Annotated in this window: 10 protein-coding genes and 1 pseudogene; 5 read left to right on the top strand and 6 right to left on the bottom strand. The window is 61.2% G+C overall.

What is annotated here, in order from left to right; genetic code table 11:
* A pseudogene (locus Q0072_RS00025) lies at window positions 1-383 on the bottom strand (hypothetical protein); the annotation flags it as partial.
* Window positions 384-481: 98 nt separating this feature from the next.
* Entirely contained in the window at window positions 482-1003 is a 522-nt protein-coding gene (locus Q0072_RS00030) for a gamma carbonic anhydrase family protein (RefSeq protein WP_298323951.1), read from the bottom strand.
* 475 nt (window positions 1004-1478) lie between these two features.
* Here Q0072_RS00030 and Q0072_RS00035 point away from each other — a divergent pair, with 475 nt between their 5' ends.
* Window positions 1479-2246, top strand: coding sequence for a PhoH family protein (locus tag Q0072_RS00035; RefSeq protein WP_298323953.1), 768 nt, complete (start codon window positions 1479-1481; stop codon window positions 2244-2246).
* A 72-nt stretch (window positions 2247-2318) separates the two neighbouring features.
* Here Q0072_RS00035 and Q0072_RS00040 read toward each other — a convergent pair whose 3' ends face one another.
* The 3 genes from Q0072_RS00040 to Q0072_RS00050 all read right to left on the bottom strand — a co-directional run bounded on the left by Q0072_RS00040 (window position 2319) and on the right by Q0072_RS00050 (window position 6293).
* Entirely contained in the window at window positions 2319-3404 is a 1086-nt protein-coding gene (locus tag Q0072_RS00040; RefSeq protein WP_298323956.1) for a D-Ala-D-Ala carboxypeptidase family metallohydrolase, read from the bottom strand.
* Window positions 3404-4756 (bottom strand): hypothetical protein, encoded by a 1353-nt coding sequence (locus Q0072_RS00045; protein ID WP_298323958.1) that lies wholly within the window; start codon window positions 4754-4756, stop codon window positions 3404-3406. The genes Q0072_RS00040 and Q0072_RS00045 overlap by 1 nt, the downstream gene beginning before the upstream one ends.
* Before the next feature lie 160 nt (window positions 4757-4916).
* Window positions 4917-6293: a hypothetical protein gene (locus Q0072_RS00050; RefSeq protein ID WP_298323960.1), complete on the bottom strand. Its 1377-nt coding sequence runs from the start codon at window positions 6291-6293 to the stop codon at window positions 4917-4919.
* A 270-nt stretch (window positions 6294-6563) separates the two neighbouring features.
* Here Q0072_RS00050 and Q0072_RS00055 point away from each other — a divergent pair, with 270 nt between their 5' ends.
* From Q0072_RS00055 to Q0072_RS00065, 3 genes are all read left to right on the top strand, one after another.
* Window positions 6564-7517, top strand: a complete 954-nt coding sequence (locus Q0072_RS00055) for a DUF2336 domain-containing protein (protein ID WP_298323962.1) — start codon at window positions 6564-6566, stop codon at window positions 7515-7517.
* A gap of 49 nt (window positions 7518-7566) precedes the next feature.
* Entirely contained in the window at window positions 7567-8325 is a 759-nt protein-coding gene (locus Q0072_RS00060; protein ID WP_298323964.1) for an NAD kinase, read from the top strand.
* Between the two features lie 95 nt (window positions 8326-8420).
* Window positions 8421-8909 (top strand): Hpt domain-containing protein, encoded by a 489-nt coding sequence (locus tag Q0072_RS00065; protein ID WP_298323966.1) that lies wholly within the window; start codon window positions 8421-8423, stop codon window positions 8907-8909.
* 71 nt (window positions 8910-8980) lie between these two features.
* On the opposite strand, the gene Q0072_RS00070 is transcribed toward Q0072_RS00065, so the two are convergent.
* Window positions 8981-10303, bottom strand: a complete 1323-nt coding sequence (locus Q0072_RS00070; RefSeq protein WP_298323969.1) for a nucleoside transporter C-terminal domain-containing protein — start codon at window positions 10301-10303, stop codon at window positions 8981-8983.
* Window positions 10304-10639: 336 nt separating this feature from the next.
* Here Q0072_RS00070 and Q0072_RS00075 point away from each other — a divergent pair, with 336 nt between their 5' ends.
* Entirely contained in the window at window positions 10640-11341 is a 702-nt protein-coding gene (locus Q0072_RS00075; RefSeq protein ID WP_013479076.1) for a response regulator, read from the top strand.
* Window positions 11342-11406: the final 65 nt, after the last annotated feature.

Below are 11406 nucleotides of genomic sequence, written 5' to 3' on the forward strand. Positions count from 1 at the left end.
AGCATCCGCAACACCTGCTTGCCCTCCGCCGGTGGCTTGCCATCGACCCAGATGGTCACGCCGGAATCGCCGCGCAGAAGGACCTTGTCATCGGGGGTGACAGTGACTGAGGGCACCTTGGACAACACATCGCTCAGTTGGCCCGTGGTCGCCTGCGGGTCGGTCTTGATGTCATAGACGCGACGGTCAATTCGCGTGCCAGCGCTTTTGCTGGCCGTGACGGTGATTTCTTCGATGGCTTCGCTGGGTTTGGCCTGCGCGCCGGAGGCGGTCTGGGACGTGGCCGGAGCACTTTGCGTGGCCTCTTGCGCCTGAACCGCCGTCGCCAGCACCAGCGCCAGCAGCGCCACGGCCGAAGTTCCATACCCCAGACATCTCTTCATAAAGCCCCCCTAATTGTCGGTATCCCCTTATCCCACTGACACACGCAATCAAGGCGAGATTCCGGCAGATCCAACCTCAAAGACACACGAGCGCGTGATCAGAGAGGTGTGAGGCCCTTGGCAAATCTCTGGGCGTTCCACACATAGTGGTCCGCCGATAGTGTGAGCCGTGCGATCTGGTCTTCGGTCAGTTCGCGCGCCACCCGTGCCGGAGCCCCGATCAGCAGCACGCCGTCCGGGAAGACCTTGCCTTCGGGCACCAGTGCCCCGGCCCCGACGATCGAGTTCTTGCCGATAACCGCGCGGTTGAGCACCACGGCATTAATGCCAATGAGGCTGTGGTCGCCGACCGTGCAGCCGTGCAGCATGGCCTTGTGCCCGACCGTTACCCCGTCCCCGATAGTCAGGGGCGATCCGGGGTCGGAATGGAGCACCGATCCGTCCTGAATATTGCTGCGCACCCCAATGGTCATGGGCTCATTATCAGCACGCAGCACGGCGTTGAACCATACGCTGGCGCTGCCCCCCAGACGCACATCACCGATCACCTGCGCCGAAGGGGCGATCCATACGCCCTCGCCCAGCGTTGGCGCGACGCCGTCCAAAGCAAAAAGACTCATCACAGCCTCTCGGTCAGATTGTTTCCTTACGCTTATGAGCGCGGGATAGGGTCTGTGGCAAGCCTTGGGCCGTCGTCGCGCGAAATTCCATTATTTCGCGTATGCACAAAAGTTTTCCACAACCCATTTAAGAACTCGGTAAGCATTCTGCCGGAATCTGGTACTGTTCTTGAGGGGGAATCACCAGAGCCCCCCAACAGGACCCGGCGACATCCGGCCCGTTACCTTTCAAGAGGTTTTCAGTGGCTCACAGGTACGTGTTTGCACCCAAAAATGTCCCCCCGCCCCCGGCGGTGCGGCCCCAAGGATGCGACACACCCGGACGCGCCCGCCTTTCCTCCCCTGACGCATACGCGAAGACGAACCCTTACCCGGTTTCGTCTTTTTTTGTGCCTCAAATCCCGCTCTTGCTGACGCGCACTGACCGGACGCCTGCACCGCGATCCGGCTGGCGCTCTTTTTTAAGGAGGCTGTCATGACCAAGCGTTCCACCAAGCGTTTTCTGCGCGAAGGTACTCTCGATGCAGAGGAATATGCCCGCGACACTAAGGTGCGCCGCATTTCTGTGCATCACGCAAGCTGGTCACCAGTAGCCCCGGCAAACGAAGAGCGGGACCAGAGCTACGTCAAAACCATCAAGGCCAAGTCCGACGGACAGGCGCAACTGCTGACCGCCATTGACGACAAGAACCTCGTCCTGGCGCTGGGGCCGGCGGGGACGGGCAAGACCTACCTCGCCATCGCCAAGGCCGTGGAGGCGCTGGAGGCGGGTAAGGTCGGTCGCATCGTCCTGTCGCGCCCGGCAGTCGAGGCCGGGGAGTCGATCGGCTTCCTGCCCGGCGACATGGAGGACAAGCTGGCGCCTTATCTGCGCCCCCTGTACGACGCCCTGACTGACCGGCTGAGCATGAAGCGCGTCAAGGCGCTGATGCAGGAAGGTCTCATCGAGATCGCGCCAGTCGGCTATATGCGTGGCCGCACACTCAACAACGCCTTTGTGGTCATCGACGAAGCGCAGAACTGCACCTATACGCAGCTCAAAATGCTGCTGACGCGGCTGGGCTGGAACTCGACCATGATCGTGACCGGTGACCCGAACCAGTCGGACCTGCTGCCCGGCCTGTCGGGTCTGGCCGATGTGGCGGCACGGTTCGAAGCGCTCGACACCGTGGCCGTGGTGCAGTTGAAAGACAAGGACATCGTCCGTCACCCGCTGGTCGCACAGATGCTCGGCGTTTTGTAAGCGCAGGTACGATCTTGAACGGAAAGGGCGGGGTTTCTTCCCGCCCTTTTTTTCTTTTAACCCCGGTAAAAACTAAAGCACCAGCGGGCGATAGGCTGTAGGGGTCACGCTGAAATCGGCGCGCAGGGCCTGACGGCGCGGCGTATCGGAAAAGCCGATATGCACCCACGTCCCTTCATAGATCAACTGATCGAAGACGATATCGCTGGCCATGATCTTGCGGCAAATATCGAGCGGCGTGCCAAAGCGCTGCGAGACGAAATCCACCGCCCGACCGATCATGTGGGCACTGCTCTTTGAGCCGCCGATTTTCGCGTTGAGCGCCGGGCCGCGATAGCCACTGCGCACCGTGACGGGCTGCCCCAGAAGCGCGCGCACCTTGTCCATGCGCTGCGCCGTATCCTTGAGATTGGCCAGATGCTCAGGTGTCGGCGTGTTGTCTATGCCGTTGCGTTCGGCGATATCCGACTGAGTCAGTTCTTCGAGTGTGAAATACTGGCTGAGCGGCGTATAGCCCGGATAACTGGGCGGCAGGACCGGCTCCGGCCATACCTGTTTGGCACGTTCGTACAGCGCCTTACGGTGATCGAGGCCGTTGGTGCCGCCATTAATGATGCGCGTAATGCCGACCAAGTCGTCGGCATCGGCCAGCGCATTGAGGTTTTTGGCGCGCCAGAAGGCCGCAGACGCGCGCGCCGCCGTTTCCGCCTCCTCCAGCTTTTGCGGCTGTTCGGCCAGAGGCAGGCCCGTCAGTTCACCATAGCGCGTATAGTTGGCCCGCCCGGTGATCATGATAAAACCGCGCCCGATATAGCGGAAGCCGTCGCCGGGTTCGACATTGCCCAGTTCGGGGCGGTTGCCATAGATGGCCTCGGCAATGGCCGCCTTGCCCTCATTGACCAGCCGCTGGGCGTTTTCCAAGGAACCCACGCGCTTGGGGAAGGTCTTGTAGAGGCCCTGCGCGCTGTAGTTCAGATTTTCGACCAGTGCGCGGAAATTATCGCACTCATGCGCCAGTTGCGCCATGAAGTGCGCGACCCGCCGCAGCGTGTCGATGCCGTATTCGATGCGCGCCGCTTCCAGTGCCGGGGCATAGACGGCGATGCGCGTCGCATTGGCCTGCGGCGACAGGGCCTTGAGCGTGTCCGCCGTAATCATCAGTAATCCCTCGGCCGCAACGACGGATCGGGTAAGGCGTCGTCGGCCTCGGCCACCTGAGCCGACACCGCCGCCAGCGCCGGGGCGGTCGCGGTAGTGGTGACGGCGGATGAGGTCGGCAGGGTGATGACGCGCATGGTCGTCTCATCCGGGAAGGGCTGAAGCGGTGTGAAGGTCGAAGCCGGTGGGGGCGCGCCCCCTTTGAAGGTCGAGCGCACCGTCATCAGCTTGCTCAGCACGTCAAACCAGAAGGGCGCCCCCAGCGTCACGGCAAAGGCCGTCATCACCCAGCCCGAAATCAGCGCCACCATCGGCAGAATATTGAACAGCGCATTGTCACCCAGGGTCGGCGTCCCGTTATAGGCATTGGTGGCGATTTCAACCGTGCGCCCGACGGCCAGTTGCGCATTGTGCCACCACTGATCCGGACGATCGAGCCGGAAATCCGGCGCCGGTGTCTTGGGTTCCTTGCTGGGCGGGCATTTGCGGTTATCGTGCAGCGGCGTGTCGTTGCCGCAAAAGCGGAACAGGTGCTGCATACTGTCCATAGTGGTGGCGTTCCACCCCAGAGGCAGCCCCAGACGGCTCAGGGGGTTATCCAGACTGGCCGTCGCCTCCACCCCCTTGGCGGCGGTGTCGGTATAGTATTGCTGGGCCGAGGCCTCGACCGCCTTGCGCAGGCTGGGCGAACGGTAGAGCGTATCGGCAATCACCACCGTGTTGACGTTCATCACCACGCAGGCCACGAGGCTGAACCAGAACAGGATGGTCTGGGTTTCATGGCGATACCAGCCGGACACGCGGTCCATGGTGGCGTTGAACCACTGCTCCAGAAAGGTGCGCGCCTTGTTCATATCGCCATCGGCGGTATTTACCGCCAGTTGCACAACCCTGGCCAGACGCGGATTATTGAGGTTGTGGGTAGCGTTCAGTACGGCCTGAGGATCAAGACGCCCGGACTGGGTCTGACCGCCCTTTTCGCTGATCATATCCAGCACAACGAAGGCGAAGTGCTCGGCCGGTATGTAGGACGGCAGTTTGCGTCCCTCAAAAAAGCGGCGGCGCGGCGGCGGCTTATAGTTGCCGCGATACAGTGTCATGATCAGGGGGTGGTTATAAAACCCTTCCAGAAATTCAAAACCGTGCAGCTTGTCGCCCGATTTACGGTCAAAGCGCAGGGAATGGCCCTTCGGCAGATTGCACAAAAGCTCGATCAGGCCGCGCTCCAGGTTGCGCGAACGGCTTTTGAAAAAGCCTTCTACGGCTTCGCGCGCCGTCGTCGCCAGCACGCTCATCAGCAGGTAGATGAACACCAGACCCGCGGCGACATCTATGGACTCCGGCAGCAGCATGTCCCCCACCCCGACCCGTTCATGGAAATTTTATAAAAAATCAAACAGCCGGATAATGACGTTAACCATAATTAACGAAAGCGCAATCACCAAATCGAGACACTTTCCTCAGGGCGAAAAGTGGCGCATTCGGGTCACAGGTCATGGCGTGAAAGTGGGCCTATTCCGGCCGTTCGAGGGCGTTCAGCTTTTCGCGGCCTTCGGGACTGACCGCCAGCCCCTCGGCCACGGTCTTGGCCGTCGCAACGGCCCCTCGCGGCGACATCATGGCCGCCGCCTTCATCGACGCATGGGTAATGCCGGCCAGCCGCGCCACCGCCATCTGCCGATAGCTGTCGAAGCCCTGCACCATGCAGGCACCGGCGGCCTGTTTCGCCGCAGCCGCCAATTGCCCCAGATATTCGCTCAGCGCGTCGTCATCGCGTTTAACGCCGTCATATTCGATGCACACGCCCGACAGGCCGCACTTGGCCAGAGCCGAGATGACCTTGCGGTCCGAAGACACGTGCCCCACCACCGTCATGCAGAAGGGCTTAATCAGCGAGACGATTTCCAGAACGCGATGCGGCGGCACCCCATCGAGACCGCGCACCTCAAACAGGACTTTCAGCCCCATCTCATTGGCGGCCTTGGCCACTTCGTGCGTGATTTTCTGACGCGCGCGCTGAGAGGCGAAGGTGGAAAAGGCCGCGGGCACGACCATCAGCATCTTGCGCTGATCGGCCTCGCGCATGCGCAATATTTTCAGGCCTTGCTCGATGTTGGTAATATCGACCAGTTCGCGCAGGCCCCAGTCCATATTGGTCAGCGCCTTGCGATCCAGCAGGGTGTTGTCGGATGCCTCGACGACCAGTGGCTCCAGTCGGTGACCGATCATCACCATCTTCTTCATCTCGAACAGGGGCTCGTTCGACGAGGCGATGCGCAGGGTGCGATTGGCCAAAGTCACCGTCGCCGCCACCATCACCGGGCGCTGGATATTGGTCATCTGAGGCCCCTGACCGGGCGTGCGGACGGCCTCACCCGTGGTTTCGCCCGTAATCGGCTTCACGCGCTCAGGTCCGGCTTCCGGGCGGTCGAACCAGGTTTTGAGGTCAATCGGATTGAGCAGAAAGCGGTCCACATCCTCGACCTGCACCTCATAAAGGGGCACCGGCACTTCGGAGACATCGCCAACAAAAAAATTACCCAGATCGCGCCACATCTCGGTCACCGACAACGCCCCGCGCCGCGATCCTTCCGTTGGGATTATGGCCAGCCAGGCGTCGTCATTGATGCGCAGGCACCAGTTCGGTTCCTGAAACCGGCGTTCAAACCCGGTCTTGAGATGTTCGTAAACCAGCTCGCTCTTGACGTCCCACTTGGACCCCAGGCGCACGATCAGCGTATCGAGTTTGAGCAGGAAAGCGTGGCCCCGCGCGCTGACACGGGTTTCGCGCAGGCGCTCGATGATCATCACCGCGTCCTCACGCTCCAGCACCAGCCGTTCAGGCTCTGCTGCGCTACCCTGCCCTGTCGAAAGGATGTCTTGAGACATGCCGCTGACACCAGCCTTACTTACAACACCATCCTCATCAGCCTACGGATGCAGCGTTGAAACAACATTAACGCACATGTCAAAAATGCAGCGGGCGGGTCTGAGGGGGTGAAAAGGTGCTCCGAACGAAAGAGTTAAGCAAGTCTTCACTCTAAGTGTTAAAACCTTGTACACCTTGAGCGAATCGCCCGGAGGCTTGCCATTTCCGCCGTTGCACCGGCCCCTGACGACCTGAACCGCGTCGCCCCTGCGGCTGACGCGCCCGAAGTCGTGCGCCCTGACAGCGGTCTTCAACCCCTGACGCAGGTGCGAACCCTTCTGCATCTGATGCAGTTGAACGCTCTGGCGCGGCGTCAGGCCGGTTTGCCGGTCGAAAGCCAGCCGGGCTTTGTCGCGCGCCTGAACGCGCTGATCGCGGACCTGCCCCCGGACAGCGCGCAAACCGTACTCGACGAACTGGCCGAGGCCGACTGGGCCGATCCTGATCTGATTGCCGCCCTGTGCCGTTTACCCCAGGCCGGGGTCGCGGTTCTGCTGCGTTCGCCGGTTCTTCGCGATCGTGACCTCCTGTCGCTTTTAGCCGACTCAGCCGACCGGGCGCGCCTGATCGCACGACGATCCCATCTCAGCCCTTCGGTCATCGACGCCTTGATCACCGTGGCCGACACTGCTACGGCCACAGCGCTTTTGAACAATCGCCATCTGCGCCTCAATGCCGCCACTTTCGACACCCTGACCGACCGCGCCCGCACGGACATCGCACTGCGCGCGCCCCTGACGCGTCATCCCGGCCTGACGCGCGAAGCGGCGGCCCGCCTGCTCGATGTGGTGGGGCCTGACCTGCGCGCCACCTTGCTGGGGCGTTTTGAAGGGCTATATGCACGGCATTTCCATACCACGCCTCCAACCGATGCGGCGCAGACCCTGCATCGGCTGCAAGGCGGCGACTTACTCGCCTTCCGTCAGGGTCTGTCGCGCTTGACCGGACTGGACCGCGCCATCGTGGACCGCGCCCTGGCTCAGGACTCGGCCGTGCCGCTGGTCCTGCTTCTGAGCGCCGCCGGCATCGACCGGGCCGCCTTCGCGGACATACTGGCTCAGGTTCAGGCGCTCAATGACGGGCATCCGCGCATAAACGAGCGTCATCTGGCCTTTGTGCGCGGCCTGTTCGATCTCGATGCGGACGAAGCCCGTCAAAGGCTGTTGGCTATCTATTCCCATTGAACGAAATCCGTTTTAAGACGGCTATCCCCTGCTGTTCAGACCCTGCCTCATGCCCCTCAAACTCGCCTTTACCGCCTCCGAACGCCCCGAAGCTCAGGCCGCCTGCGCGGTCTTACGCAAACGGTACGGCGAGTCGAATGACCCGGATGTGATTGTGGCTCTGGGGGGAGACGGCTGGCTTCTGGAGTGCGTGCACGCGCATTTCCGCGACGAACGCCCGATCTTCGGCATGAATATGGGCTCGATCGGCTTTCTGCTGAACGAATACCGCGAAAACGATCTGATGGCGCGCATTGAAAGCGCCGAACACACGCGCATCAGCCCTTTGCGCATGACCGCCACCAATGGCCGTGGCGAAGTGCAGGAGGCGCTGGCTTTCAACGAAGTGTCGCTGCTGCGCCAGACGCATCAGAGCGCCAAACTGCGCATCCTGATCGATGGCAAGGCGCGGCTGGAAGAACTGATCTGCGACGGCGCGCTGGTGGCGACGCCGGCCGGTTCGACGGCCTATAATCTGTCGGCGCACGGGCCAATCATCCCTCTCGACGCGCAGGCCCTCGCCCTGACGCCGATCAGCGCCTTCCGCCCCCGGCGCTGGCGCGGGGCCTTGCTGCCGCATTCGGCCAAGGTGCGCTTCGAAGTGCTGGAGTGCGACAAGCGTCCGGTGGCGGCCTCGGCCGATACGTTCGAGGTGCGCCATATCCGTGAGGTCGAAATCGTCGAGGCCCCGGAACTATCGGCGACCATCCTGTTCGATGCTGGTAATGGCTACGATGAGCGCGTGCTGACGGAACAGTTTTCGAGCTGACCTTATCGTCCACAGGTGAAAACGATGGCTATTAGGGCTTCCTAAAGGGGTTTGCGGTATGGTTGACGAAACAGCCCCACGGAAATAACCACGTCATGTCCGAAAAAGCCCAGGTCATTCAGATCCCCAACACTTTGCGCGCCAAGGTCGGCGGCAAGCTGGGTGCGCTTGATCCGGCCACGCTTGCCAAGGCGGAAGAAGCCCTGTCGTCCCTGTCCGATCAGTTTGACAACTGGCTGGATGATGAGGTGAACAAGCTGGAAAAAGCGCAGGAGACCATCCGCAGCGAAGGCCTCAGCGAAAAGAACGCCGAACAGCTCTATTTCCGCTGCCATGACCTTAAGGGGCTCGGCACCACCTATGGCTACCCGCTGATCACCCGCATCGCCGGTTCGGTGTGCAAGATGCTGGACGACGAGACCATTCGTTTGCAGTCGCCGCGCCTTCTGATCGACGCCCACGTCGATGCCATCCGTGCCGTCGTGCGCGGCAAGATCAAGGACGAAAACCATCCGGTGGGCGTGACGCTGGCCGAAACGCTGGAAGCCCGTGTCAAGGAACATATGGACAAGTTCAAGGACTGATACGCTTTCAGTTTTGTCACAAAAAAAGCCCCGGTTCGCGCCGGGGCTTTTTGCGTTTCAGGGTTATGTATTCAGCGTGTGGCAACCGCTGCGGCCGGTGCCTTGGCCTCATGGAGGCCGAACAGGGTGTCCGGCAAAGCCCCGATGATGGCCGCCGAAAGACAGGTGGCGACAAAACCGGCAAACAGGGCCTTCCACACCAGACTCAACACCTCTTCGCGGCGTTCAGGCATCAGCACACCCAGCCCCGTCACGGTGATGCCGACCGAGCCGATATTGGCGAAACCGCAAATGGCATAGGTCATCAGCATGCGCGTGCGCTCGCTCATCTCGCTGGCCGGGATCGCGCCCAGCTTAAGGAAGGCGACAAATTCGGTCAGGGTCAGCTTGGTGCCGAGGATATAGCCCGCCTTCTGCGCCTCTTCCCACGGCACGCCGATGATCCAGGCCAGGGGCGCAAAAACCACCGACAGACCGCGTTCCAGCGACAAGGGCTCGCCACCGACATGCGGGAACATGCCCAGCAGGATGTTGACCAGCGAGACGAAGGACACGAAGACGATCAGGATGGCGGAAATATTCATCACCACCATCAGGCCGTCCGCCGTGCCTTTGGAGATGGCGTCGATGGCGCTGTCGTACTTGAGCGAAGAATTGTAATCGGCGACCACACCGCCCTCGCCTTCTTTTTCCGGGACGATAATGCGCGACAACAGCACGCCCGCCGGGGCCGAAATGATCGAGGCGACCAGCACGTGACCCGCCGCATTGGGCAGGGTCGCCTTGAGGATCAGGGCGTAAGCGACCATGGTCGAACCGGCCACCGTGGCCAGACCCACCACCATCATCATGAACACTTCCGAGCGCGACAGCTTGGACAGATAAGCGCGGATCACGATGGGGCTTTCGATCATGCCCAGAAAAATATTGGTGGCCACCGCCAGTGCCGACGCCCCGCCAAGGCCCATCGTCTTCTGAAACAGGAAACCGAAGCCCTGCGTGATCCATTTGAGGATGTGCCAGTGCCACAGAAGCGCCGACAGGGCCGAAATGACAAGGATCAGCGGCAGGACCTGAAAGGCGAAAACGAACAGGGCGCTCTGATCCTGCACGGTATAGGGTTGCGCACCGCCCCCCAGATAACCAAAGACGAACTGCGTCCCCTGATTGGTTGCCGCCGCCAGAGCGTCCACGCCGGCATTCACGCTGTCGAGCACGGCCTGCGATTGCGGGAAACCGAAGAACAGAAAGGCCAGAAGGACCTGAACCCCAATGGCACCAAGGGTCAGAAAGACAGGAAACTTTTTCTTGTTTTCCGAGAGCAGCCAGCAGGCCAGCAGCATGATCCCGATGCCCAGTATGCTCTGGACGTTCAGCATTCCGTAAGACGGCATATACACTATCCCTTGACGGCCCTGCACACGATTGCGCCGCCCAAAAGGTAAATATCTGATAACCTTTGAAACCAAGGCAAGCGGTTTCTTCGTCTGCCTGACACTATTTTCACTGTCCACGCCCCGCTATGACAAAAAGGCGACAAATCCAGATGACAAATCACCCTGAGCCCCTGTAGTCTCGCACCAAACCGGCCCGAGAGCGCATTGCGAAAAGTGTGCAACGGTTTTCGGAATTAAATGCGCGACCAAACAAAAGCTTAGAGCGGAGCTTCGATTCAAACAGAACGAAATACGCTCTAAGACGCCGCCCATAACAAGGACAGGACTTATCACGTGAGCCCTCAGCCCGGTCTTAATGACGCCGTCGTTCGCCACCTGCTGGTTGTTGACGACGATGATCGCATCCGTACCCTGCTTAAGGAGTTCCTGTCGCGTCAGGGCTTCCGCGTCACCGCCGCCGCCCATGCCGACGCCGCCAAGCGGATGCTGCAACTGCTGGATTTCGACCTCCTGATCCTTGACGTGATGATGCCGGGCGAAGACGGCTTCTCGCTATCGAAATGGGTACGGCAGCATTCCAACGTCCCCATCCTCATCCTGACGGCGCGCGGCCTGCCCGACGACCGCATCATGGGCTTGAGTCTGGGGGCCGACGACTATCTGTCCAAGCCGTTCGAACCGCAGGAGCTTTTGCTGCGGATTGAGGCGATCCTGCGCCGCACCGGCGTCAAGCCCGCCTTGCCCAAGACCATCAGCATGGGGCAGATCACCTTCGACCTTGAACGCGCCGAACTGACGCGCAACGGCGCGATGGTGCGCCTGACCGAGGCCGAGGCGCAGCTTCTGAAATACCTTGCCGAACGCGCCAATGTGCCGGTTGACCGCATGGACCTCGCCAAGGACAGCGTCGATACCACCGGCCGCGCCGTGGACGTTCAGGTTACCCGCCTCCGCCGCAAGATCGAGCCCGACCCCAAGAACCCGCGCTATCTGCAAACCGTGCGCGGCAAGGGCTATATGCTGGCACCGGATTAAGGCTACGCCCTCCCTGCTTGCGAGGAGGGAGGACTGCGGAGTGGTGTGTGGGGCAAACCACGCAA

The sequence above is a fragment of the Asticcacaulis sp. genome (genome assembly GCF_027484505.1).
Lineage (GTDB): Bacteria > Pseudomonadota > Alphaproteobacteria > Caulobacterales > Caulobacteraceae > Asticcacaulis.

Bases quoted from the DNA above. Each gene is read 5' to 3' on its own strand.
- Q0072_RS00030 (WP_298323951.1), bottom strand. From the start codon at position 1,003: ATGAGTCTTTTTGCTTTGGACGGCGTCGCGCCAACGCTGGGCGAGGGC.
- Q0072_RS00035 (WP_298323953.1), top strand. From the start codon at position 1,479: ATGACCAAGCGTTCCACCAAGCGTTTTCTGCGCGAAGGTACTCTCGAT.
- Q0072_RS00040 (WP_298323956.1), bottom strand. From the start codon at position 3,404: ATGATTACGGCGGACACGCTCAAGGCCCTGTCGCCGCAGGCCAATGCG.
- Q0072_RS00045 (WP_298323958.1), bottom strand. From the start codon at position 4,756: ATGCTGCTGCCGGAGTCCATAGATGTCGCCGCGGGTCTGGTGTTCATC.
- Q0072_RS00050 (WP_298323960.1), bottom strand. From the start codon at position 6,293: ATGTCTCAAGACATCCTTTCGACAGGGCAGGGTAGCGCAGCAGAGCCT.
- Q0072_RS00060 (WP_298323964.1), top strand. From the start codon at position 7,567: ATGCCCCTCAAACTCGCCTTTACCGCCTCCGAACGCCCCGAAGCTCAG.
- Q0072_RS00065 (WP_298323966.1), top strand. From the start codon at position 8,421: ATGTCCGAAAAAGCCCAGGTCATTCAGATCCCCAACACTTTGCGCGCC.
- Q0072_RS00070 (WP_298323969.1), bottom strand. From the start codon at position 10,303: ATGCCGTCTTACGGAATGCTGAACGTCCAGAGCATACTGGGCATCGGG.